The following is a 22,160-nucleotide window of genomic DNA, read 5'->3' as shown; positions in this document are numbered from 1 at the left end:
TCACCACATCGTCCTCGCCGCCCGCGCCGCCCAGCCGTCATCGTATGGCACGCCACCTTCAGCGCCATCGGTCTGCTCCGCCAAAATCTGCCCAACAGTGGGCAAGCCATCACACTGATCCTCTCCGGACCACAGCCCGGCCCGCATAACCGCCCGCGCGCATTGCGTGTAGATCTCGCCGATCTTGATCACAATCACCGCGCGCGGATGTTTGCCTTGGACCTCAAAACTCTCGCACAGCGCGGCGTCTGTGGTCACTTTGGCAAGCCCATTCACCCGCACCACATTGTTGGAGCCCGGTACCATGAACATCAGCGATATGCGCCCATCCGCTACGATGTTGCGCAGCGTATCAATCCGGTTGTTGCCGCGCCAGTCCGGCATTGCCAGCGTGTGGTCATCCAACTCACGCACAACGGGACCATCGTCCCCGCGTGGGCTACCATCAGTGCCTTCAGGCCCCACTGTCGACACGACACAGAACCGCGACGCCATGATCCACTTGCGATAGAGCGGCGTCATCTTCTGCGCTACTTTGTTGACCGACGCAGAGGCCGGTTTGCCGTAAAGTGCCTCTAACTCTGCAAGATCACTGACGTACTGCATCGGGATCAAACCCTGCTTCCACCATCAACGCGTTGGACTTGGTCTCAATCACCTCTTCCAACCGCGCCATAAACTCTTTCTGATCCGCGCCCTGCTCAATTGGCTCCAGAAACTCAACCACAGCCAAACCCGGCGTGCGCAGCATGGTGCCCTTGGGCCAGAACATCCCGGCATTGGTCGCCACCGGCACCGCCGTTTGACCAGTCTCTTTATAGAGCACGTAAGGGCCAACCTTATACGGGACGTGCTCACCCACTGGCACCCGTGTTCCCTGCGGATAGATCACCAACTGCCCTGGAGGCACCCGACCGCTTTCCACATCCGCCAGCATCGCCTTGATCGCCGCACCACGCTTGCCACGGCGCACCGGTACACAGCCCAAGCGCCATGCGTACACACCGATAATGGGCGTGAACAGCAACTCATACTTCATGATGAATCGCGGCTGCGGCACCGCTTTGAAGATCATCATAATGTCGAGGAAAGACTGATGCTTCGCTGGCACCAACACCGCGCCACTCGGCACCTCGCCACGCACCTCAGAGCGAATGCCCACCAGCCAGCGCGCCGACCAGATCGCCCAACTGGCATAGGTGTTACACGCCGCCATGGCCCCTTTGGAGGACAGCAGCGCCCAAGGGAAAAACACAATCCCCATCGCCAGCATCACAACCGCATTCTGAACCACATAGATGATCGACATCACCCATTGAAACGCCAAGCGCATCAGGTCAACTCCCCTAGTGTACGTCGTGCTGCCGCGCCGGTCGCCACATAAGCCACCACGGCGGCAAGGACTGGGATCAACCCCAGCAATGCCCAGCCAAGCCCTTGAAAACCCAGACCAGTCAAAAACCCACCGCTTTCTTGTGTTGCTGGCAATAGGAACACAGAAATCGCTCCAAGTGCTGTCCCCACCGCCGCGCCCAACAAGGCCCGCAAAGTGAAGCGCCGCACAAAGGCCCGCGCTATGTAGCTGTCCCGTGCGCCAATCAAACGCAGTACCGAGATCACCTGCGCATTGGCCGCCAGCGCTGCATTGGCCGCCAAGGTAATCATTGCCGCCGTTGCCGCGCCAATCAGACCAATCGACACCCACCCAAGCAGACGCAGCCTCCCAGCCGCGCGTTCAAGTGGTCTGCGCCAGCGTGTGTGGTCATCCAGCACGGCGCCCGGCACTTCAGCTTGCAACCGCAGACGCAGCCCTGCACCGTCATAGCCCTCGGCGCTCTCAACAATCTCAATGAGTTGCGGCACCGGCAGGCTGTCCAGTGGCAGGTCCGGCCCAAACCACGGCGCCAACAGGCTGCGCTGTTCCTCAACGCTCAAAGCCCGCGCCGAAGCAATGCCCGGAGTGCTCTCCAGCACGGTCAAGGCCGCAGCGGTCTGCGCCGCCATCTGCTCTTCCGGCGCGGATATCCGCAACGTTGAACTCTGCGCCAACTCATCGCCCCAGCGTGTCGCCAATCGGCCCGAGGCCAGGGACAAGGCCAAGGCAAACACCGTCAAAAATGCCATCGCACCTGACGCGAACAGCGTCAGCCGCGCGGTAAATCCCGTTGGCGGCACCACACGGTCCGCCTGCGCGTCCCCCACAATCAACTTAGACAACTGCAGACCTTTGCTCATAGATCCGCCCCTGCCAGTTGCAACTTACGTCCGGAAATCCGCAGCACCCGCGCCTGCACATGATGTTTGGCAGAGCGGATCAGGTTCAAATCATGGGTCGCAATCAGGATGGTTTTGCCCATCTTGTTGAGCTCCACCAGAAGCTGCAGCAACCGCTGAGACATTTCCCAATCCACGTTGCCGGTAGGCTCATCTGCCAAAACCACATCCGGCGACATGATCACCGCCCGTGCCAGCGCGGCGCGCTGGCGCTCCCCGCCTGACAGCTCCGGCGGCAAAGCGCTGGCCCGGTGCCCAAGGCCCACCCAAGTCAGCAGCTCTTTCAGGTTGGAGTGCTGCTCAAGCGAGTCACGATCAGACACCGTGAGCGGCAACGCCACATTCTCGCGTACTGAGAGATGGTCCAGAAACTGGCAATCCTGATGCACCACGCCGATCTGACGGCGGGTCATCGCGTGATCTTCCCGATCCATGTCCCGCACATCTTTGCCAAACAATTGCACCTGCCCAGCTGTGGGGCTCAACGCGCCATAACACAGTTTCAAAAACGTGGTCTTTCCAGAGCCCGATGGACCGGTCAAAAAATGGAAAGACCCGGGTGCCAACTTCAAAGACACCTCGCTCAGCAGCTCACCGCCGCCATAGCTATACGCAATATTGTCTAGTTCGATCACCTGAGACCTCATTTGTCTCGATTGTTGTGCACGAGCATCGCCTTGGTTGCAATCTGTTCCACGCAGCCTTTGCACTTTCGCCAAGCGATGTTTCAGAATATGGTTCCGTAACAAAAGCAAGAACTTCGACAGCAGGGGACGAGTATGCGGCTAACTTGCCCAAATTGCGGCGCCCAATATGAGGTGCCGGACGATATCATCCCAACAGGCGGACGGGATGTGCAGTGTTCCAACTGTGGCAACACGTGGTTTCAGGTCCATGCTGACATGCAGGCGGAAGTCCCTGTAGAAGAGGCCGTCGCTGATGTCGTTGCTGAGACACCAGAAGAGACCGAACAAACGCCCCCCGCACCTGACGAAACAGATTTTGAAGAGGTCGAGCCTCCTGAACTCTCCATTGAGGCGGCTCCTGATGAAGATCAGGATTTCTTCGCGCCCCCGGAAGAAGAGGAAAACGCCGACGATCTGGATCTGGGCGGTGACGACTGGGATTTAGAAACAGACGAAAACTGGACGGGGTCCGACGCCGACGAAGCTGCAGAAACACCTGAGCCCGTAGATGACGCGGGCGAGGTCGCAGACGATACATCCGAGCCAGCCCCTGAGGCTGACACTGCCGAAGAGAACGCGGACTCCGACATCAAACCGGAGCCTGATGCGGCGTCTGAACCTGAGTTTGAACCGGAGCAGGAACCAGAAACCGCCACGGAAACGTTGGACGAAGCGCCCGCTCCGGCCCCCAAGCCCCGTGGTCTGGACGACTCGGTCAAAGACATCCTGCGCGAAGAGGTCGAGTACGAAACCCAAGCGCGCGCTGCTGAGCAACCGCAAAGCTTAGAAACTCAAGGCGATCTTGGCTTGGATCAAGGCGATGACCGCCCTGTCGAAACAGAACGCCGAAGCGATGAAGCGGCCTCACGTCTGCGCCGATTGCGTGGTGAAGACGACGCCACTGCTGCGGCCGTGGCCTCAACCGTGCGCAGCAGCAAAGACACCCGACGCGACTTGCTGCCCGACATTGAGGAAATCAACTCCACTCTGCGCACCACCGGTGACTCGCCGCGCAATCCGGATTTGGGTCAGAAGTCGACAAACAAGGCCAGCCGAGCCCGCGGTTTTCGGTTGGGTTTTGCCCTGGTACTCGTGGTTGCTGGAGCGGCGGTGTTTGTATACAGCTCCCACGCCAGTCTCAGTGAGAGCTACCCACAGGCCGCGCCTTACATCGAAAGCTTTATGAGCTCCGCAAACGGCGCACGTATTTGGTTGGACGATCAAGTCACCGGTTTGTTCTTAAAACTCAACGCGCTGACGGGACAGTCTTAATCGACGGCCCTTCGCAGCGCTTAGAACCGCTCCAGCAAGCGTTCCAAATAGTTGCGCTCTGACTCGGAGCGATCCGCATCCCCTGCCCGACGGCGGATTTCGTCCAACAAGCGCCGCGCCTGCCGGTACACGTCTTCCCCCTGCAACAGCCCCTCATCGGTGCCCGCCGCCCCGCGATTACCTTGGCTGCGGCCAAGTGGGTCTTGGGCTTGGCCTTGTGCTTCTGCGGTGCCCTGCTGCCCCTGCTGTTGTTGCTGCGCCATGGCTTCGCCAAGGTTGCGCAACCCTTCGCGCAGCGCATCCATGGCTTCTGCCTGCCGATCAATCGCTGTGGCCAGGTCATCTTCGCGCAAGGCTTCCTCTGCGCCTTCCATAGCGCCTTCGGCATTGCCCAAAGCTTCCCGGGCCGCATCACCTTCTGGGGTGCCCTGCCCGGGCAAGTTCTGCATCTGACGGTTCAATTCCTGACGCAAAGCCTGCTGGCGATCTTCGAGTGACCCTTGCGGGCTCTGCTGATCCCCACTGGATTGACCGGTCTCCCCGCCACCCTCGCCGTCACCGTCGCCTTGCCCACCGGTGCCGTCATGCGCCTGCCCGCGCCCTTCGCCACCGCTATAGCCTTGGTTTTCTTGTGACTGACCACTTTGTGCATCGGGGTTGAACTGTTCTTGCAACTCACGGAAAGCTTCGTCCGACAGCCCTTGCTGGTTCCGCAGCGTATCCGCCAGACCTTCCATGGCCTGCTCACCTTGGTTTTGCTGCCCCTGCCCTTGGGTGACGCGCATGTTCTCCATCAGCCGTTGCAACTCTTCCAGCGCTTGCTGCGCTTCCGCCATACGGCCTTCTTCCATCAACTCCTGGATGCGGTCCATCATGCGCTGGAGATCATCCTGCGACATCTGCATGGAGTTCTCAGCATTTTGCTGATCTTCACCCGGCTCTCCGTCTTGCTGCTGGCGGCGCGCGAGCTCTCTCATGTAATCCTCGGTGGCTTCACGCAACTCCTGCATCAACCGCGCAATCTCGGCATCGCTCGCGCCGTTTTTCATCGCTTCGGACAACCGCTCCTGCGCTTGCCGCAACCGCTCCGCCGCGCTGCCCAGATCGCCGTCTTCCAAATTCAGCGCCAATTGCCACAGCGCCTCAGCCAGCTCGTCACGCTTCTCTTCGGACAACCCGTGCGTCACGTTCACTTCCAACCGCCGCAGAATGGTCCGAAAACGCAGGTAATCCGTCTCCCGCCGGAACACACCATCTTCTGGCCGGTGCGACACCGCCCGCATCAACTGCGCCACGCGTTTGCCATTCTCCCGCGACCACAACAGGTCCCGCCGCATCTCGATCACCGCTGCCGCCAGCGGGTCAAAAAACCGCCGCGCAGGCAGATCAAACTGCAGCGCACCAGTTTGACCTTCCAGCCCTGCGTCATCCTCCACGGTCAGGGTGACCTTGACCGGCAAATGCGCCCAAGGATGCTCGGAAAAGTCCTCAATCAAGGTCTCCTCAAAAGACGCCCGATCGCCAGAGATTGGCAAGGGCAGCTCTACCACCACCACCTCGCGCGGTTCAGGATCGACCCGCAAGCCGTACTGCCGGGACACACCGTCCAGATCCAGCTCCACAACCGCCGTGCCGCCGACAACGCCATAATCATCTGACGCATGAAACGGCAAGGTCATCTCACCGCGCCCAGAGGCCTCCACCTGCCCGCTCAAAATCACTTTCGGCGCGCGGTCGTCTTGCATCACAATGTTCCACGCAGCCCCGCCAGGTCCTGCGATCTCCAGATCACCGGTCTGGCGCACATCAAAGCTCTGCTCCGGCTCCGCCGCGCTCTCAATGGCACCAACCCGACCAGACACGGTCTCCGCCACGGTCAGCGCACCAACCTCGCCATAAAGACGCAGCAAAACCCGGCTGCCTTCCGGCAACACAAGTTTGCCCGCAGGCTGATCGTTCAAATAAAGCGCAGGTTTGCCGGTGTAACTTGGCGGCTCAATCCAACCTTCCCAAGTTGGCCCGCTCGCCAAAGCAGCCCCGCCACCAGGTCCCAGCTCTCGCACCGACGACAGATTGGAAAACGATCCGCCCACAAAGGCAATCATCAACAACAGGATCGCCGTGTAACGTAACCCAAAGGGATCTAGCCGCGAAATCCGCAAATCCGGCTGCACCGCCTTTGCGCCTTGGGTGCGCGCTGCCATGCGTTTCTGATGTGCCGCCCAAAGCGCCTGAGACGCCGCATCATCTTTGCCCACCGCTGGCACATCCTGAAGCGCTGCAATCGGTCGTCCGGGCAAAGTCGCATCCAACCGCGCAATCGCCATGTCTCGGGACGGCAGCACCAACTGCCGCGCCCCGCGCACCAGAAACACGAGCATCCCGGCCGCAGCCAAAAAGCCGCAAATCCAGATCATTTCCAGCGGCAGATGATCCTGCACGCCCACCATCAGCGCAGCCAACACCACAAAGGCAATGGTCCACACCGGCCAAAATGCACGTGTGAATGATTCTGCAAACAGACCCAACCGGGTCAGGCCAATGACCCACCGAAGGTGCAACAGGGCTGCATCTGAAGGGGTTTGACGGGTCACGGCGCTCCTATCGGTTGGCTCTTAGTCGCTGGTCTGATCCAGCCACTCTGGGATGCTATCGCGGTTTATCATCTCTTCATAGGTTGGACGTCGGCGGATAACCGCAAATTGATCGTCCTTCACCAGAACCTCGGGGATCAGCGGCCGCGTGTTGTACTCGCTGGCCATCACTGCGCCATAAGCCCCCGCACTGCGAAACGCGATCAAATCTCCATCGGCAAGCTGCGCCATGTTGCGCCCCTTGGCAAAGGTGTCGCCAGATTCACAAACCGGCCCCACGATGTCATATTGCGCAGGCTCTTGCCCCGGTTCGGCCTCAACGACCGGCACAATATCATGGTGCGCTTCATACATCGCCGGGCGGATCAGGTCGTTCATCGCCCCGTCCACAATCAGGAACTCGCGGTCCTCACCGGATTTCACGTAGATCACCTTGCACACCATGATGCCCGCGTTGCCCGCAATCAAACGGCCCGGCTCAATTTCGATCTCACAGTTTAGATGACCCAGTACTCGCTTCACCATCGCACCATATTCTACCGGCAGTGGCGGTGCAGAGTTGGAGCGCTCATACGGAATGCCCAGGCCACCGCCCAGATCCAACCGCTTGATGTCATGCCCTTCGGCCCGCAACTGCTCGGTCAGCTCGGCCACCTTTTTGTAAGCGGCCTCAAACGGCTCCAACTGGGTCAACTGGCTGCCGATGTGCACATCAATGCCAATCACCTTCAGGCCCGGCAAAGACGCTGCCAGCGCGTACACCTCTTTGGCGCGGCTAATCGGGATGCCAAATTTGTTCTCAGACTTCCCCGTCGCAATTTTGGCGTGGGTTTTGGCATCCACATCCGGGTTCACCCGAATGGTGATTGGCGCCTCAACACCCAATCGACTGGCCACGGCGCTGATGGCCGCCATCTCCGGCTCGCTCTCCACGTTGAACTGACGGATGCCGCCGGTCAGCGCGAGTTCGATCTCGTCTTCGGTTTTGCCCACGCCGGAGAACACAATCTTGTCACCCGGCACGCCAGCGGCCTTGGCGCGCGCATACTCGCCGCCCGACACCACATCCATGCCCGCGCCCAACGCCGCAAGGGTTTTCAGGATCGCCTGATTGGAGGCCGCCTTCATGGCGTAACACACCAGATGATCCGTGCCTTCCAGCGCCTCATCAAACAGACGGAAGTGACGTTCAAAGGTCGCGGTGGAGTAGCAGTAGAACGGCGTGCCAACCTGCGCGGCGATTTCCTTCACCGGCACATCTTCGGCAAACAACTCCCCGTCGCGATAAAGAAAATGATCCATAGTGCCGTCTCCTGCGTGCCGCTAGCGTCGTTCGGTCTCCCTCATACGCCGCGGCGCAGCGCCGATCAATGCTCCTAAGCCGACTTACTTCACCGGTTTGGCCCGCAGGAACAGATAAAGCGGCAAGCCACAGCTCACACCAATCATCCAGGTCGCCGGAATCGCCAAAAGCGCAATCCAATTGCGCCGCACCCACACCTCTACCAAAATCCAAACGTTTAGCGTGATGGCAGAGATCACCAGGTCCCAGTACAGTCCAGTCACCGCATTGTTCGCTTTCCACAGCGCCACCATCGCCTGAAGGTCCAAGCCGTTTTCAGCGATCCACGGACCAAAATACATCATCGGATGAATCGCGCCCCAAATGACCAATCCCAGAAATACCCAGCGCAAAGGTGACATGTGTTCCCCAATCCCAAAAAAGTAAGCGGCACCTCAGATACGGCGCCGCCTTTGCTCCGGATCAGAATGTCCTGATTAGGGATGTGCTTTCAAGGGGCTAAGCGCTTAGCAGCCGTACCAACGGCATCCACCACCAACAGAAATGCTCACCGTGCCATTGGTCACACCCACGCTGCCGGATGTGTGCACCCCGTCTGAGCCGATTCCGATATTGGCGTTAGCTCGCGGCGTCCAGGGCTCTCCGTCCACACCACAGGCGGACACAACAGCCAAACTCAAACAGGCAAAAACAACGCGAAACATGTGGGGTCTCCCATGGCAGCAGCGCCAACAGGACCTGTTGCACCCCCAGTGCAACCGCCGTCGACGCCCCTACCATACGGAAAAACCGCACGGATTGAAAAGGGGAAACACCGCCTTTTGGCGTCATCTCCCCGAGGGCTTAGCCATCCAGCTTGGTTTTCCAAGCGGCAATCTGCTCACGCACGCGGGTTGGCGCGGTGCCACCGTAGGACATGCGCGAGGACACCGAGTTGTGCACGCCCAACACGCCAAACACATCTTCGGTAATCGCAGCATGCACGGACTGCATGTCTTCCAACGTCAGACCCGGCAGGTCACAATCTTTGCTTTCCGCCATCGCCACCAGCGAACCGGTCACGTGGTGCGCATCGCGGAACGGCATGTTCAGCGCCCGTACCAGCCAGTCGGCCAGATCCGTTGCGGTGGAGAAGCCGCTGCCCGCCGCCGCTTCCAGGCTGTCCTGGTTGGCATTCATGTCTTTGACCATGCCTTCCATCGCTGCCAGCGCCAGCATCAAGTTGTCCGCCGCATCAAAGACCTGCTCTTTGTCTTCCTGCATGTCTTTGGAATACGTCAGCGGCAGGCCTTTCATCACCATCAAAAGCGCGGTGTTCGCACCAAAAATCCGGCCGATCTTCGCTCGGATTAGTTCTGCCGCATCCGGGTTCTTCTTCTGCGGCATGATTGAGCTGCCGGTGGAGAAGCGGTCAGACAATGTGACAAAGCGGAACTGCGCGGAGGACCAGATCACCAGCTCTTCGGCAAAGCGGCTCAAGTGCATGGCGCAGATGCTGGAGGCCGACAGGAATTCCAGCGCAAAGTCACGGTCCGCCACCGCGTCCAGAGAGTTTGCCGCCGGACGGTCAAATCCCAGCGCCTTGGCGGTCATCTCACGGTCAATCGGGAAAGACGTGCCTGCCAATGCCGCCGCGCCCAATGGCGACTCATTCATCCGCTCCCGCGCGTCTTTGAAACGGCTCAGGTCGCGGCCAAACATCTCAACATAGGCCATCATATGGTGGCCCCAGGTCACTGGCTGCGCGGTCTGCAAATGCGTAAAGCCCGGCATCACCCAATCCGCACCCGCTTCCGCCTGCGACACAAAGGCACGGATCAACGCTTCGATCCCGGCAATTGCCGCATCAATCTGGTCCCGTACCCACAATTTAAAGTCCGTCGCCACCTGATCATTCCGGCTCCGCCCCGTGTGCAAACGGCCCGCAGGCTCGCCAATGATCTCTTTCAGTCGCGCTTCCACATTCATGTGAATGTCTTCCAACGCGGTGGAAAATTCAAAATTGCCGCTTTCAATCTCTGACAAGACTGTGAGAAGCCCTTCCCGAATGGCTTCGGCATCGCTATCTGTCAGGATGCCTGTCTTGGCGAGCATCGCCGCATGGGCCCGAGAGCCAGCAATGTCCTGCGCCGCCATACGTTGATCGTAGCCAATAGACGCGTTGATCGCTTCCATAATGGCATCCGGTCCGGCGGCAAAACGGCCACCCCACATCTGGTTTGAGGTATCTTTGGTCATGAGAAGCCCTTTTGGAGGGAAGATGAAAGTAAATGGGTCCGCGCTGGTGTATACAGGCTTGGCAGCAATCGCAATTGCCGCCCTGTCCTTTGTTGCCCTGAAACCCTCAGCTGAGGCTGAAACCCGCGACTTTTCCGCCGTGGTCGATATGCGCGACGGCGACATGCGCAAATTGAACTTCCACTCCGCCCCCAAAGAGGTCTCGCAAAACAGCTTCATCACGGAAGACGGCGGCGAAGCCACCCTGGGCGACTACAAAGGTAAAGTGGTGCTCCTCAACTTCTGGGCCACCTGGTGTGCGCCTTGCCGCCACGAAATGCCGATGCTGTCGGAATTGCAATCCGAGCTGAGTGGCGCAGACTTTGAGGTGGTGACCCTGGCCACCGGCCGCAACATGGTCCCGGCGATGCAGAAGTTCTTTGACGAAATTGGCGTCGACAACCTCCCCTTGCACCGCGACCCCAAGCAATTCGTAGCACGGGAAATGGCCGTCTTTGGTCTGCCCGCCACCATCATTATGGACCGCGACGGCAAGGAAATTGCACGTTTACAAGGGGATGCGGACTGGTCTAGCGAAAACGCCCGTGCTATCCTCACCGCCGTAATCGCCATGGGGGACTCCTGATCCACCCAAAGCCCTGACGACTGGCACATAAGAAGAGACGCACATGATCCGCCACGCCTTGGCTTTCTTTCTCCTGTTGGGCGCCCCCGCCCACCTTGCCGCGCAAGACATCCAGCAGCACGGCAGGCACACCAAGATCGAGATGGTAAAACGGTTTGAGCTGCGCGGCGACGCTCGCGCCGCCTTCCGCCAGTTCAAGCGCAAATCCGACTACTTCGGCGCGATCTACATCAACCGCCCGGAACGCCACGCTGGCGTGCACGCCAACGCCAACTCTCTCTGGCTCGCCGAAGCCTACGCGCAAACCCTGTGCCACCAGCAGTCACGCAATCCTGACTACTGTGTCCTATACGCGCGCAGCGTGCCCAAGGACTTTGATCGCACCGCCTTTGGCGTGACCCTGTCCCACGCGGCCAACAAAGAGTTTCGCGAATACAAAAAGCTGCAAAACAAGAAACGCTCCGGTGCCTTTGCCGTCGCGGACAACGGGGCGATTGGCTATTCTTGGGCCGAAGCGTCGCCAGTTGTGGCCCGTGAACAAGCGCTCCATCGTTGCGCCAAAGCCTCGGTGAAACTGCTGCGAGACGCCCCACAGGACCTCCTGCCACTGTTGTCGAGTCCGGCACGTCAAACCTGTCACATTGTGCACATCTCCCACTGACTTTGCCGTGGAAACCGCTTCTTAAGCCCTATGGCGCAGTGTTGGTTCACCACCCTCTATTCGCCTTAAGTTAGTTAAAAACAGGGCTAAAACACCCCTGTTCAGCGCCCCGTCAAACCGCCATTTTAAGACATGGTTCATGTCTGTGTTCTTAAATGGGCACGCTGCTAAATGGGATGATGGGAAGCTTGCTATGGATCGCCCAAAGAAAAAGAAACGCAAGGCTGGCGCGAAGCAAGAGCATCGCAGCCCGCTGGCTTACGCCCTGGACACACGGGATTCCTCCACGCTGGACATGGTCCGCGAGGCAATTGCGCACAAACAGGTGATGCTCGCCTACCAACCGGTTGTTCAGGCCTCCAACACCAAACGCCCCGCCTTCTACGAAGGTCTGGTGCGGGTTCTGGACGAAACCGGCCGCATTATTCCAGCCAAGGATTTTATGGGGGCCGTCGAAGACACCGAACTGGGCCGCCAACTTGACGTGCTGGCGCTCGAACTTGGCTTACAAGCCCTGGCCGAACAGCCAGGTCTGCGCCTGTCGATCAACATGTCAGCCCGCTCAATTGGCTATGCGCCGTGGATGGACTGCCTGCAGCGGGGCCTGACCCGTGCCGCCACCGTTCCTGAACGGTTGATCTTTGAAATTTCCGAAAAATCCGTCGTGCAAGTGCCTGAAATTGTCCAAGGTTTCATGGAAGAATTGCAGGTCAAAGGCATGTCTTTTGCGCTGGATGACTACGGTGCCGGCCTGACCACGCTGACCGTGTTCCGTGATTTTGATTTTGACATTATCAAACTGCACGGCAGCTTCAGCCGCAATATTTCCCAAGATGGCAGCAATCAGGTGATTGCCTCCGCGGTCGCGGCAATCTGTGAACGGTTTGACATGCACTCTGTCGCCAGCCGCATTGAAAGCCCGGCCGATGCGCAGATGATGGCGGATCTTGGGTTTGACTGCCTGCAAGGCTTCGCCTTTGGCGCGCCGACGATCTCGCCGCCCTGGAAACAGCGCAAAAGCGACGCGGCCTAAATCCAGTTTCAGATCCAATCTACAAAGAAGCGCCGGCCTACCATGGGCGCTTTCTTGCGTGCGACTTTAGACCTGTGACAGCCTGACCGTTGCCGCAGTGCGGCAAATACGCTATTGACGCTACGGAAACGGAGTTCTGCGGGTTGCCTGAGGGGGGCGGTCCCGCACATGCTTTGTTCAGCATTTTGTAGAGGATTTGCATATGACCAACGTAGTGATTGCTTCCGCGGCACGGACCGCCGTGGGTAGCTTCAGCGGCTCGTTCGCCAACACCCCCGCACATGATCTCGGCGCCACTGTGCTGCAAGCACTGGTAGAGCGTGCCGGCATCGACAAGGCGGACGTCTCTGAAACCATTCTCGGTCAGGTTCTGACCGGTGGCCAAGGTCAAAACCCGGCCCGCCAGGCACACGTCAACGCTGGCCTGCCAATCGAAAGCGCCGCTTGGGGCATCAATCAGGTGTGTGGCTCCGGTCTACGCGCCGTGGCTCTGGCCGCGCAACACATTCAACTGGGTGACGCCTCCATTGTGGCCGCCGGTGGTCAGGAAAACATGTCCCTGTCCCCACACGTGGCACACCTGCGTGCGGGCACCAAAATGGGCGACGTGAAATACATCGATTCGATGATCCGTGACGGTCTTTGGGATGCGTTTAACGGCTACCACATGGGCCAGACCGCCGAAAACGTCGCAGAGAAATGGCAGATCAGCCGCGAAGACCAGGACACCTTTGCCGTGGCCTCGCAAAACAAAGCTGAAGCCGCTCAAAAAGCTGGCAAATTCGCTGATGAAATTGTGCCGTTCACCGTGAAGACCCGCAAAGGCGACATCGTTGTGGATGCCGACGAGTACATCCGCCACGGCGCCACCATGGAAGCCATGCAGAAACTGCGTCCGGCCTTTGTTCGCGACGGCGGCACCGTAACCGCAGCCAACGCATCCGGCCTCAATGATGGCGCCGCAGGTGCTCTGCTGATGACCGCAGAGGAAGCTGAAAAGCGTGGCATCGAGCCTCTGGCCCGCATCGCATCATATGCCACCGCTGGTCTGGACCCATCCATCATGGGTGTTGGCCCGATCTACGCCTCCCGCAAGGCGCTGGACAAGGCTGGCTGGTCCGCAGAGGAACTGGATCTGGTTGAAGCCAACGAAGCCTTTGCCGCACAGGCCTGTGCCGTGAACAAAGACATGGGCTGGAACCCTGAGATTGTGAACGTAAACGGCGGCGCCATCGCCATTGGTCACCCAATTGGCGCATCTGGTGCACGTATCCTGAACACGCTGCTGTTTGAAATGAAGCGTCGCGACGCCAAAAAAGGTCTCGCAACCCTCTGCATCGGCGGCGGCATGGGTGTGGCCATGTGCCTTGAGCGTCCATAAGCCTGCGCCCCTTTGCATTTGAAAAGAAAAGGGGCGTCCATCGGGCGCCCTTTTTTTGGTACCGGGAGGTCATTTTTCGCACAAGCAGCAAAAAATATCTGCAGTGCGGCAATTCATCACGTAATTATGTTGCGTATCATGATTTAAAAACGTAACAGAGTTACCAACGCATTTACTCACTTGGAGGAATATCATGGCAAGAGTAGCACTCGTCACCGGCGGCAGCCGCGGTATCGGTGAAGCCATCTCAAAAGCACTGAAGGCCGAAGGCTACGACGTTGCGGCCACATATGCTGGCAACGACGAGAAGGCCGCCGCCTTTACCGAGGCCACCGGCATCAAGACCTACAAATGGAATGTGGCCGACTATGAGGCGTCCAAAGCAGGTCTGGCACAGGTCGAAGCTGATCTCGGCCCGATCGACGTGATTGTCGCCAACGCAGGCATCACCCGCGACGCGCCATTCCACAAAATGACCCCGGAGCAATGGCACGAAGTGGTCGACACCAACCTGACCGGCGTGTTCAACACCGTGCACCCTGTCTGGACCGGTATGCGCGAGCGCAAATTCGGCCGTATCATCGTGATCTCTTCGATCAACGGTCAAAAAGGTCAGTTTGCGCAGGTCAACTACGCCGCGACCAAAGCCGGCGACCTTGGCATCGTGAAATCCCTGGCCCAGGAAGGCGCCCGTGCCGGTATCACCGCCAACGCCATCTGCCCCGGCTACATCGCCACTGAGATGGTCATGGCTGTGCCGGAGAAAGTTCGCGACTCGATCATTGGCCAGATCCCAACCGGCCGTCTGGGTGAGCCAGAAGAGATCGCGCGCTGTGTGACCTTCCTTGCTTCTGACGACGCAGGCTTCATCAACGGCTCCACCATCTCCGCCAATGGTGGCCAGTTCTTCGTGTGATCCACACACGCCTTACAAACCAAAAGGGCCGGCCATCTGACCGGCCCTTCTCTTTTGCCCCGTAAGTGCCTGCCTCAGGCGCAGCGGGACGGTTCCGTAAGAACCCCATGGTTCAGCGGAACGGATTTGCCACCAAACAGAGCTTTGAAAAACCCAACAAAGGCAGCGCTGCGGGCGGCATGCGCGTCCTGGTAGGCTTGCTGAGTGCGGGCGTTGGGTGCAGTCTCGATCATGATAGCCTCTCTTCTGTTTGACGATGGAAAACTTAACTGAGACCAATATGACGCCAACACGGCTTCTCAACAAACGAGACTTTCCCTCACCTCACTTAAGCTGTATTTAACTGAAATGTCTGATCGCCTCCCGCCTCTCACCGCCTTGCGCGCCTTTGATGCCGCGCAACGCCATATGTCCTTCGCCAAAGCGGCAGACGAGCTGCACGTCACACCTGCCGCGCTCAGTTATCAGATCAAATCGCTTGAAGAGCACCTCGGCGCGCAACTGTTCCACCGCCTCAACCGCGCCGTGGCGCTGACCGAGATCGGCGAGACCCTTGCCCCCGGCATACAGGAAGGCTTCCAAACCCTGTCCGCGTCTTGGCGCGCCGCCCAGCGGCAGTTGGATGACGCCACACTGATGGTCACCGCAGGCCCAGCCTTCACCGCCAAATGGTTTGCCCCCCGGTTTTACGAATTTGCCCGCGCACACCCGGAGATCGACCTACGGTTCTCCGCCACCCTGCGCAACCTTGACTTCAATCGCGACGAGGTCGACGTCGCCATCCGCTTTGGCATCGACAAGGAATCTCCAGGTCTCTGGAGTTCCCCAATGGCCCGGGAATGGGTTAGCCCTGTGATGACACCGGAAATGGCGGAGCGTTTCCCCACCCCGGAAAGCCTAAAAGGCGCCACGCTGATCCACGACGAATCCATCGACTTCCTGCGCCCACGGGCTGACTGGGCCGCCTGGTGCCGCTTGAAGAACCTCGACATCGACACCAGCCACGGCCCCCGCTTCACCGGCGCGGACCACAGCATCGACGCCGCTTTGGCTGGCGCGGGCATCGCTCTTGGCCGCCGCGCTTTGGTGGTGAAAGACATCCACGAAGGCCGCCTTGTAGCACCTTACAAACACGCCATCTGGCTACAGGCCCGCTTTCGCTTCCTCTGTCGCGAGGGCACCCAGGACCGTCCGCACATCGCGGCCCTGCGCGACTGGATGATGGCAGAGATAGACAAAACCGCTGAAGTGACCGAGAACTTGATCATCACGCCGATCGAGGAGATTCCCCCCGCATGACCCGCACCAAAGCGACCGCAGTTGGCTTCATCGCTGTGCTGCTCTGGGCTCTACTCGCCCTCTTCACGGTTGGCAGCGCCCCAACACCACCGCTGCTGCTCAATGCGCTGTGTTTCACCATCGGCGGCACGCTGGGAGTCATTTGGGCGCTTGTCACCGGCGAATGGCGCGCCCTGCGCAGCATCCCCTTCAAGGTCTACCTCTTTGGCAGCCTCAGCCTGTTTGGCTATCACGCGCTCTATTTCTCCGCCCTGCGCCTCGCGCCCGCAGCCGAAGCCGGGCTGATCGCATACCTTTGGCCCCTTTTGATTGTATTGATGTCCGGCCTCCTGCCTGGTGAAAACCTGCGCGCCGGCCACCTGTTTGGCGCCTGTCTCGGGTTCTTGGGGGCGGCCCTGATCATTGGTGGCGGCGGCCTTGGCTTCAATCCGGCCCATCTGCCCGGTTATGGCCTTGCCCTCGCCTGCGCCTTCACTTGGTCCAGCTACTCGCTGCTCTCCCGCCGCCTCGGCGACATCCCCACAGTCTCCGTGGTGGTCTTCTGCCTGGCCACAGCCGTGCTCTCCACGCTGTTGCACCTCGCACTTGAGGACACCATCTGGCCCGCCGACACTCTCACTTGGTTGTCCGTCTTCGCCCTCGGCCTCGGCCCGGTTGGCCTGGCATTCTATGTCTGGGATGTGGGGGTCAAGCGTGGCGACATCCAACTCTTGGGCACTGCCTCATATGCGGCACCACTGTTATCGACCTTGGCTCTGGTGGGGGTTGGGTTTGCCGAGCCCACGATACATCTGGGCGCGGCGGCTTTGCTGATCACTGGCGGCGCGGTTCTTGCCGCACGCGCCAGCTTGAAATCTGGCTAGCGCTTACGCGGATAATCGCGTGATTTCTTCCTTGAGGCGGAGTTTCTGCTTCTTGAGTTCTGCGACATCAAGATCACTGCTGCCAGGGGCGCGTTGTTCTTGTTCGACTTGGTCAGAGAGGGCTTCGTGTTTGCGTTTCAGCTCTTCGAGGTGTGCGCTTACGCTCATCATGTTCTCCTATGCAAACAATATGTAGTCCCAACAGTGCAGCACAGTTTTTGCCCCCTGTCACGTGCGACTTGTGACATATTCTTAACACTGGAAAATTTCCGCCGACGCTGTCGTAAAACAGTCGTAATACCGACGCGATACCGACGTGGTTTTTAGTCGAATCGGTCAGCTTTAATGACCCGAGCGTTGCGGTAACACTTTAAGGAAAAGGCAGCGCCGCACCATCGCGCAAAACCCCGCGAATTTGATCCGTATAACTGTCGCCATCATGCGTATGGCTGTCCCCTTCGTGCATGCGCACCGGCGCATGAAGACGAAACGCAGCCCGCCCGTTTTTCACACCGTGAACAAGCACCAAATTGGCGTCCCGCCCTACTCGCGCTTGCAAGGGCATCACTTGTATGGAGCCCAATACGCCGTGCATTGCACTCAACAAGTCCGGCAAACGCTCCGCACGATGCACAAAGGTTGCAGTGCCTTTAGGGGCAAGGCGCTTGGCGGCCACTTCAACCCATGTGCCAAGTGGCGTGTCTTCCCCCATCGCGACATCTCGGCCCGCATCATGCGCTGCTGTGCTCGCAGTCCGATCAAAATAAGGTGGGTTGGCAAACACATGCTCAAACTGCATCTGGCGCAACTCCATGGGTAACATGGCCAAATCGGCCTCCCAGATCGTTGCCTCTGCCCCGTTCTCCTTTGCATTGCGATGCGCCAGCGCAGCATAGTCCGGCTGCAGTTCGACGGCATGAACAGATAGGTTTGACACACGTGCAGTCAGGCAAAGGAATGCGGCACCAACGCCGCTGCCAAGCTCCAAAACCCGATCCCCCGGCTTTGCAGGAATCGTCGCGGCCAGCAAAACCGGATCAACCCCGGCGCGATAGCCGTCCTTGGGTTGCCATAAGGTCACGCGACCGTTCAAAAAATCGTTTTGGGTTAGCTCAGCACTCACAGTGCCCGTCCCAAAGCGATCTCATTGTCGAGCATAACCCGTTCAGCTTGCTGCAAATCTTGTGTCCGCACCATCAACCGGCGCGGCAATATGCCAATGCTGCCCTCGAGGACGCTCATGTTTACGTCCATTTCAAAGCAGTCTATACCCTCCCCCTGAAGCAGGGCTGTGGCAAAGGCGATGGTGGTCGGATCTGTGCTACGCAAAAGCTCTTTCATAATAACGATTTAAGGTTAGGGAGCGGCCAATGTCGACCCCTCACGACAGGAAGTCCAAAATGAGTCTCGATCACGCCGCAAGCAAGCCGCACGAAGCCCTCGCAGTCCTGCTGCGCGACGACATGGATGCGGTCAACACCCTGATCGAAGAGCGCATGGCCTCCAAACATGCCCCACGCATTCCCGAAGTGACCGCGCATCTGGTTGGCGCCGGTGGCAAACGCCTGCGCCCGATGTTGACTTTGGCAGCCGCCAAATTGTGTGGCTATGACGGCCCCTACCACGTGCACCTCGCGGCAACCGTTGAATTTATTCACACGGCCACTCTGCTGCATGATGACGTGGTGGACGAAAGTGAACAACGCCGTGGCCGCCCCACCGCCAACCTGCTGTGGGACAACAAAAGCTCAGTGCTGGTGGGGGATTACCTGTTTTCGCGTAGCTTCCAGCTGATGACCGAAACCAACAACATCGACGTGTTGCGCATCCTGTCCAACGCCTCCGCGACCATCGCAGAGGGCGAAGTGTTGCAACTCACCGCTGCCACAGACCTCTCCACCAATGAGGATATTTACCTGCAGGTGGTACGAGGAAAGACCGCCGCTCTGTTTTCTGCGGCCACCGAAGTCGGCGGTGTGATCGCTGGCGCGTCTGCGGAGGATGTGCAGGCCCTGTTTGACTACGGTGACGCCCTTGGCATCGCCTTCCAGATCGCGGACGACCTGCTGGATTATCAGGGCGACTCAGCCCAGACCGGCAAAAACGTGGGTGACGATTTCCGCGAAAGAAAGTTAACGCTGCCGGTGATTAAGGCCGTTGCACAAGCGACTGACGAAGAACGCAGCTTCTGGGAACGCACAATTGAAAAAGGCCGCCAAGAAGACGGCGACCTAGATCATGCGCTTTCTTTGATGGACAAATACAACACTTTGACTCGCACCCGCGACGACGCAATGCAGTGGGCAGAAAAAGCCAAAGGCGCTGTAAAAAAACTTCCGGACCACGAAATCCGGGGCTTGCTGTCAGACATCGCCGATTACGTTGTCGCCCGCCTAAACTAAGCGAACCGTGCCCCAACCCGCCGCGTGGGTACACACCACCAATCTGGATGTTGGCGGCGCAAAACCTCCAAAGCCGCGTCCCGCTCGGATGCGGTTTTGTAAATTGCAAAACACGTCGCCCCCGACCCGGACATCCGCGCCATTGCGCAGCCCTCGGTTTGAGTGAGCTCGGCCAACACCAGGCCAATCACCGGTTGAAGCTCAACTGCCGCTTCCTGCATGTCATTACGTTGAGCAGACAGCCACGCAACCGTGCTTTCGAAGGCAGTCCAATTCGGAAATTGCTCTGACATCAATGGGTTGCCCCTCTCACCCATCGCTGCAAACACCTGCGGCGTAGACACTGAAACCCGCGGATTCGCAAGGATCATTGACCAGTCTGGTGGTGTGTCCAGGTGGTCGATCTCGTCACCAATGCCCCGCATCCGCACCAATTCAGGCTCCATGCATACAGGCACATCTGCCCCAAGCGAAGACAGCATTTCAGCACTTGGAACTGCAAGATCATACAAAGCGCACAATGCGCGTACCGTGGCCGCCCCATCCGATGATCCGCCACCAATCCCCGCCATTGCTGGCAACGACTTGTGCAGCGTGATCTTTGCCGAAACGCCCAACATCTCCGCTGCACGGATCACCAAATTGCTGCGGTCCGTCGGAACTCCCGCCGCCATAGGACCAACGACGTTCAAGCTGGTTTTGTTAGCCTTCTCAACCGTCAACCGATCCCCAACATCCGTCAACATTACCAGCGAGTCCAAACGGTGGTAGCCGTCATCCCGCTGTCCAGTCACATGTAGCGTCAGGTTGATTTTGGCGGGCGCAAAAGCCTCAATTGCCATCCGTTGCCGTCAAAGGCGCGGCGCCTTCCTCTTCAAGCACCATGTCCAGCCCTACTTCCAGCTTGCGACGAATGCGATCTGGCTTGGCTTCCTCTGCGGTTTCTTCATCTACAAAACTCAAAGCTCGACGCCACTGAAATTGCGCCTCAAGCTCACGGCCAACCGCCCAGTACACATCGCCCAAGTGATCGGTCACCACCGGATCGACCGGCATAAGTTCACTGGCACGTTCCATGTGCCCCACCGCTTCTTCGTATCGGCCCAAGCGGAACAACACCCAGGCGAGGCTGTCCACAATGTACCCGCTATCCGGACGGGCCGCGACAGCGCGCTCAATCATTTCCAGAGCTTCGTCCAGTTTGATCTGCTTCTCGACCAAAGAATATCCGAGGTAATTTAACACCTGAGGTTGCTCTGGGTTCAACTCCAGAGCCTTACGGAAGTCTGCCTCTGCTGCCTTCCAGTTTCCGAGACGTTCATGACTAATAGCCCGTGCGTAGAATAAGAACCACTGCCGCACTTCAAGCGTGTCATATAGGCCAATCGCTGTATCGTAAGCAGCGATCGCGCCATCAAAATCCTTTTCCTGACGGCGCAAATCACCAAGTGCAGTGTGCACATACGGCAGGTCCGGCTGGCTGCGCGTCAAGGATTCAAGAACCTCCATAGCCGCCTCAATTTTACCGGCTTCACGCAATGCTTCCGCGCGACCAAGCTCCGCCGCATGAAATGACGGATCATCAGCGGGCACTTTCTGGTAGGTCTGCGATGCCAGCTCATAGCGCCCCAGTGTTTCAAGAAGCTCCGCCGTCAACAGCAGCGCCTCGGTGTGATCGGGACGCAAAAACTCCGACAAGCGTGCATAAAGCAATGTGTAGTCCGCGTTAGCCTCGTTTCTCAGCGCATTTGCAATCGAGAAATACACTTCAGCGATTCCGTCAGCCGCCGAGCCAACATGAGTAAAAGGCAGTACTTTTCCGGCAACTAGGTCATCCCGCAGCATCCGCAGTTCAGGATCAAGATCGGCGCCAAAGGCTTCATCCAACCGCTTAACCGCGTCTTCGTTCCGCTCTAGCTGTGATAGAATTTCAACTTCACTCACCACGCCGCGCCGCGTCGACTGCATCCCATTCATCGCGCCTTCCAGAAAGATCGCGTGCGCACTTTCAAAATCACCAACAGAAGCCAAGGCCAAAGCCTTATGGTACGCTGCAAAACCGCCAAGACCTTGTTCTTTGGACACCTCATCAAATGCAGCCAGAGCCTCAGACATGGCGCCCCGGCCAATATGCGCCCAGGCTTTCATGAGACCATCGACCAGCGGACCAACACCAGCCCCCTCCAGGCGCTCAACCAACTCACCGTAGTTTTTGTCTTCAACCAGCCCCGCGGTAATCGCCATTTCTGCAAGTTGGCTTTGGTGGCCATCCGCATCCATTTTGCGGGCGATTGGCATGGCGCGATCAATTTGACCAAGCGAAAGAAAGGCCAAAACTGCGTTCTCCTGAAGCACAGGGTTGCTCGGGTCCTTGGTCAGCGCGTCACTATAGTACCGGGCAGCGGCGGCATAATCAGATCCGTAGCTGGCTTGGCGCGCAGCCAGATACGCCCCTGCCCCGCCATCGGCTTGCACAGGCAATGCCATCGTCGCCAAAAGCGCGGAAATCGCCACTGATTTTAAAAACTGTCCGGCCACGTGAGACTCCCATGCTCTATTCTCGCCTTAAAGGTAGTCGGGGGGCTCCCAACACGCAATGGGGCGACCTATTGG

The 22,160-nt window shown here is 58.7% G+C and carries 24 protein-coding genes; 9 read left to right on the top strand and 15 right to left on the bottom strand.

Translation table 11 applies throughout. The features are described from left to right. The 4 genes from JXR15_RS15455 to JXR15_RS15440 are packed head-to-tail and all read right to left on the bottom strand — an operon-like array spanning window position 1 to window position 2,909. Window positions 1–606 carry a pyridoxamine 5'-phosphate oxidase family protein gene (locus JXR15_RS15455; RefSeq protein WP_422054101.1) on the bottom strand — a complete coding sequence of 202 codons (606 nt, stop codon included), beginning with the start codon at window positions 604–606 and terminating at the stop codon, window positions 1–3. After that, on the bottom strand, window positions 590–1,333 hold the full coding sequence (locus JXR15_RS15450) for a lysophospholipid acyltransferase family protein (protein WP_422054100.1): 744 nt from the start codon (window positions 1,331–1,333) through the stop codon (window positions 590–592). Before JXR15_RS15450 ends, JXR15_RS15455 begins: the two co-directional genes overlap by 17 nt. Beyond that, on the bottom strand, window positions 1,333–2,235 hold the full coding sequence (locus JXR15_RS15445; protein WP_422054099.1) for a cell division protein FtsX: 903 nt from the start codon (window positions 2,233–2,235) through the stop codon (window positions 1,333–1,335). The genes JXR15_RS15450 and JXR15_RS15445 overlap by 1 nt, the downstream gene beginning before the upstream one ends. Continuing rightward, window positions 2,232–2,909, bottom strand: a complete 678-nt coding sequence (locus tag JXR15_RS15440; RefSeq protein ID WP_422054098.1) for a cell division ATP-binding protein FtsE — start codon at window positions 2,907–2,909, stop codon at window positions 2,232–2,234. Before JXR15_RS15440 ends, JXR15_RS15445 begins: the two co-directional genes overlap by 4 nt. A gap of 144 nt (window positions 2,910–3,053) precedes the next feature. Here JXR15_RS15440 and JXR15_RS15435 point away from each other — a divergent pair, with 144 nt between their 5' ends. Further along, window positions 3,054–4,232 (top strand): zinc-ribbon domain-containing protein, encoded by a 1,179-nt coding sequence (locus tag JXR15_RS15435; protein WP_422054097.1) that lies wholly within the window; start codon window positions 3,054–3,056, stop codon window positions 4,230–4,232. A 20-nt stretch (window positions 4,233–4,252) separates the two neighbouring features. Here JXR15_RS15435 and JXR15_RS15430 read toward each other — a convergent pair whose 3' ends face one another. From JXR15_RS15430 to argH, 5 genes are all read right to left on the bottom strand, one after another. After that, entirely contained in the window at window positions 4,253–6,826 is a 2,574-nt protein-coding gene (locus tag JXR15_RS15430; protein ID WP_422054096.1) for a TIGR02302 family protein, read from the bottom strand. Window positions 6,827–6,847: 21 nt separating this feature from the next. After that, window positions 6,848–8,128 (bottom strand): diaminopimelate decarboxylase, encoded by a 1,281-nt coding sequence (gene lysA, locus JXR15_RS15425; protein WP_422054095.1) that lies wholly within the window; start codon window positions 8,126–8,128, stop codon window positions 6,848–6,850. Between the two features lie 84 nt (window positions 8,129–8,212). Next, on the bottom strand, window positions 8,213–8,530 hold the full coding sequence (locus tag JXR15_RS15420; protein ID WP_422054094.1) for a DUF2834 domain-containing protein: 318 nt from the start codon (window positions 8,528–8,530) through the stop codon (window positions 8,213–8,215). A 105-nt stretch (window positions 8,531–8,635) separates the two neighbouring features. Continuing rightward, complete coding sequence (locus tag JXR15_RS15415) at window positions 8,636–8,833, bottom strand: hypothetical protein (RefSeq protein ID WP_422054093.1); 198 nt, start codon at window positions 8,831–8,833, stop codon at window positions 8,636–8,638. Between the two features lie 139 nt (window positions 8,834–8,972). Further along, window positions 8,973–10,367 (bottom strand): argininosuccinate lyase, encoded by a 1,395-nt coding sequence (gene argH / locus JXR15_RS15410; RefSeq protein ID WP_422054092.1) that lies wholly within the window; start codon window positions 10,365–10,367, stop codon window positions 8,973–8,975. A gap of 22 nt (window positions 10,368–10,389) precedes the next feature. Here argH and JXR15_RS15405 point away from each other — a divergent pair, with 22 nt between their 5' ends. From JXR15_RS15405 to phbB, 5 genes are all read left to right on the top strand, one after another. Next, a complete protein-coding gene (locus JXR15_RS15405) occupies window positions 10,390–10,992 on the top strand; it encodes a TlpA family protein disulfide reductase (RefSeq protein ID WP_422054091.1) in 603 nt (200 codons plus the stop codon). A gap of 43 nt (window positions 10,993–11,035) precedes the next feature. Next, window positions 11,036–11,653 carry a hypothetical protein gene (locus tag JXR15_RS15400; RefSeq protein WP_422054090.1) on the top strand — a complete coding sequence of 206 codons (618 nt, stop codon included), beginning with the start codon at window positions 11,036–11,038 and terminating at the stop codon, window positions 11,651–11,653. Between the two features lie 193 nt (window positions 11,654–11,846). Further along, window positions 11,847–12,686, top strand: a complete 840-nt coding sequence (locus tag JXR15_RS15395; RefSeq protein ID WP_422054089.1) for an EAL domain-containing protein — start codon at window positions 11,847–11,849, stop codon at window positions 12,684–12,686. A 202-nt stretch (window positions 12,687–12,888) separates the two neighbouring features. After that, entirely contained in the window at window positions 12,889–14,067 is a 1,179-nt protein-coding gene (locus JXR15_RS15390; protein ID WP_422054088.1) for an acetyl-CoA C-acetyltransferase, read from the top strand. Window positions 14,068–14,260: 193 nt separating this feature from the next. Further along, entirely contained in the window at window positions 14,261–14,983 is a 723-nt protein-coding gene (gene phbB, locus JXR15_RS15385) for an acetoacetyl-CoA reductase (RefSeq protein ID WP_164644962.1), read from the top strand. A gap of 74 nt (window positions 14,984–15,057) precedes the next feature. On the opposite strand, the gene JXR15_RS15380 is transcribed toward phbB, so the two are convergent. Continuing rightward, window positions 15,058–15,216: a hypothetical protein gene (locus JXR15_RS15380; RefSeq protein ID WP_422054087.1), complete on the bottom strand. Its 159-nt coding sequence runs from the start codon at window positions 15,214–15,216 to the stop codon at window positions 15,058–15,060. Between the two features lie 115 nt (window positions 15,217–15,331). Here JXR15_RS15380 and gcvA point away from each other — a divergent pair, with 115 nt between their 5' ends. Further along, on the top strand, window positions 15,332–16,282 hold the full coding sequence (gene gcvA, locus JXR15_RS15375; RefSeq protein ID WP_422054086.1) for a transcriptional regulator GcvA: 951 nt from the start codon (window positions 15,332–15,334) through the stop codon (window positions 16,280–16,282). Continuing rightward, window positions 16,279–17,145 carry a DMT family transporter gene (locus tag JXR15_RS15370; protein WP_422054085.1) on the top strand — a complete coding sequence of 289 codons (867 nt, stop codon included), beginning with the start codon at window positions 16,279–16,281 and terminating at the stop codon, window positions 17,143–17,145. Before gcvA ends, JXR15_RS15370 begins: the two co-directional genes overlap by 4 nt. Before the next feature lie 3 nt (window positions 17,146–17,148). On the opposite strand, the gene JXR15_RS15365 is transcribed toward JXR15_RS15370, so the two are convergent. The 3 genes from JXR15_RS15365 to JXR15_RS15355 form a co-directional block, all read right to left on the bottom strand. Further along, entirely contained in the window at window positions 17,149–17,313 is a 165-nt protein-coding gene (locus JXR15_RS15365) for a YdcH family protein (RefSeq protein ID WP_299418704.1), read from the bottom strand. A 202-nt stretch (window positions 17,314–17,515) separates the two neighbouring features. Continuing rightward, window positions 17,516–18,268, bottom strand: a complete 753-nt coding sequence (locus tag JXR15_RS15360; RefSeq protein ID WP_422054084.1) for a tRNA1(Val) (adenine(37)-N6)-methyltransferase — start codon at window positions 18,266–18,268, stop codon at window positions 17,516–17,518. Next, window positions 18,265–18,486: a DUF2007 domain-containing protein gene (locus JXR15_RS15355; RefSeq protein WP_422054083.1), complete on the bottom strand. Its 222-nt coding sequence runs from the start codon at window positions 18,484–18,486 to the stop codon at window positions 18,265–18,267. Before JXR15_RS15355 ends, JXR15_RS15360 begins: the two co-directional genes overlap by 4 nt. Before the next feature lie 59 nt (window positions 18,487–18,545). Here JXR15_RS15355 and JXR15_RS15350 point away from each other — a divergent pair, with 59 nt between their 5' ends. Beyond that, a complete protein-coding gene (locus JXR15_RS15350) occupies window positions 18,546–19,547 on the top strand; it encodes a polyprenyl synthetase family protein (RefSeq protein WP_422054082.1) in 1,002 nt (333 codons plus the stop codon). Here the strand turns inward: JXR15_RS15350 and JXR15_RS15345 are convergent. Beyond that, complete coding sequence (locus JXR15_RS15345; RefSeq protein WP_422054081.1) at window positions 19,544–20,389, bottom strand: 4-(cytidine 5'-diphospho)-2-C-methyl-D-erythritol kinase; 846 nt, start codon at window positions 20,387–20,389, stop codon at window positions 19,544–19,546. The two genes, JXR15_RS15350 and JXR15_RS15345, sit on opposite strands and share 4 nt — an antisense overlap. Then, window positions 20,379–22,085: a tetratricopeptide repeat protein gene (locus JXR15_RS15340; protein WP_422054080.1), complete on the bottom strand. Its 1,707-nt coding sequence runs from the start codon at window positions 22,083–22,085 to the stop codon at window positions 20,379–20,381. The genes JXR15_RS15345 and JXR15_RS15340 overlap by 11 nt, the downstream gene beginning before the upstream one ends. Window positions 22,086–22,160 lie beyond the last annotated feature (75 nt).

It is taken from the genome of Shimia sp., from assembly GCF_049116215.1.
Classification (GTDB): Bacteria; Pseudomonadota; Alphaproteobacteria; order Rhodobacterales; family Rhodobacteraceae; genus Shimia.
This window is presented reverse-complemented; position numbering and strand designations above follow the sequence as displayed.

Excerpts from the sequence above, each read along its gene's own strand:
- JXR15_RS15455 (WP_422054101.1), bottom strand. The coding sequence starts at position 606 with ATGCAGTACGTCAGTGATCTTGCAGAGTTAGAGGCACTTTACGGCAAA.
- JXR15_RS15450 (WP_422054100.1), bottom strand. The coding sequence starts at position 1,333 with ATGCGCTTGGCGTTTCAATGGGTGATGTCGATCATCTATGTGGTTCAG.
- JXR15_RS15445 (WP_422054099.1), bottom strand. The coding sequence starts at position 2,235 with ATGAGCAAAGGTCTGCAGTTGTCTAAGTTGATTGTGGGGGACGCGCAG.
- JXR15_RS15435 (WP_422054097.1), top strand. The coding sequence starts at position 3,054 with ATGCGGCTAACTTGCCCAAATTGCGGCGCCCAATATGAGGTGCCGGAC.
- lysA (WP_422054095.1), bottom strand. The coding sequence starts at position 8,128 with ATGGATCATTTTCTTTATCGCGACGGGGAGTTGTTTGCCGAAGATGTG.
- JXR15_RS15420 (WP_422054094.1), bottom strand. The coding sequence starts at position 8,530 with ATGTCACCTTTGCGCTGGGTATTTCTGGGATTGGTCATTTGGGGCGCG.
- JXR15_RS15415 (WP_422054093.1), bottom strand. The coding sequence starts at position 8,833 with ATGTTTCGCGTTGTTTTTGCCTGTTTGAGTTTGGCTGTTGTGTCCGCC.
- argH (WP_422054092.1), bottom strand. The coding sequence starts at position 10,367 with ATGACCAAAGATACCTCAAACCAGATGTGGGGTGGCCGTTTTGCCGCC.
- JXR15_RS15405 (WP_422054091.1), top strand. The coding sequence starts at position 10,390 with ATGAAAGTAAATGGGTCCGCGCTGGTGTATACAGGCTTGGCAGCAATC.
- JXR15_RS15400 (WP_422054090.1), top strand. The coding sequence starts at position 11,036 with ATGATCCGCCACGCCTTGGCTTTCTTTCTCCTGTTGGGCGCCCCCGCC.
- JXR15_RS15395 (WP_422054089.1), top strand. The coding sequence starts at position 11,847 with ATGGATCGCCCAAAGAAAAAGAAACGCAAGGCTGGCGCGAAGCAAGAG.
- JXR15_RS15390 (WP_422054088.1), top strand. The coding sequence starts at position 12,889 with ATGACCAACGTAGTGATTGCTTCCGCGGCACGGACCGCCGTGGGTAGC.
- phbB (WP_164644962.1), top strand. The coding sequence starts at position 14,261 with ATGGCAAGAGTAGCACTCGTCACCGGCGGCAGCCGCGGTATCGGTGAA.
- JXR15_RS15380 (WP_422054087.1), bottom strand. The coding sequence starts at position 15,216 with ATGATCGAGACTGCACCCAACGCCCGCACTCAGCAAGCCTACCAGGAC.
- gcvA (WP_422054086.1), top strand. The coding sequence starts at position 15,332 with ATGTCTGATCGCCTCCCGCCTCTCACCGCCTTGCGCGCCTTTGATGCC.
- JXR15_RS15370 (WP_422054085.1), top strand. The coding sequence starts at position 16,279 with ATGACCCGCACCAAAGCGACCGCAGTTGGCTTCATCGCTGTGCTGCTC.
- JXR15_RS15365 (WP_299418704.1), bottom strand. The coding sequence starts at position 17,313 with ATGAGCGTAAGCGCACACCTCGAAGAGCTGAAACGCAAACACGAAGCC.
- JXR15_RS15355 (WP_422054083.1), bottom strand. The coding sequence starts at position 18,486 with ATGAAAGAGCTTTTGCGTAGCACAGATCCGACCACCATCGCCTTTGCC.
- JXR15_RS15350 (WP_422054082.1), top strand. The coding sequence starts at position 18,546 with ATGAGTCTCGATCACGCCGCAAGCAAGCCGCACGAAGCCCTCGCAGTC.
- JXR15_RS15345 (WP_422054081.1), bottom strand. The coding sequence starts at position 20,389 with ATGGCAATTGAGGCTTTTGCGCCCGCCAAAATCAACCTGACGCTACAT.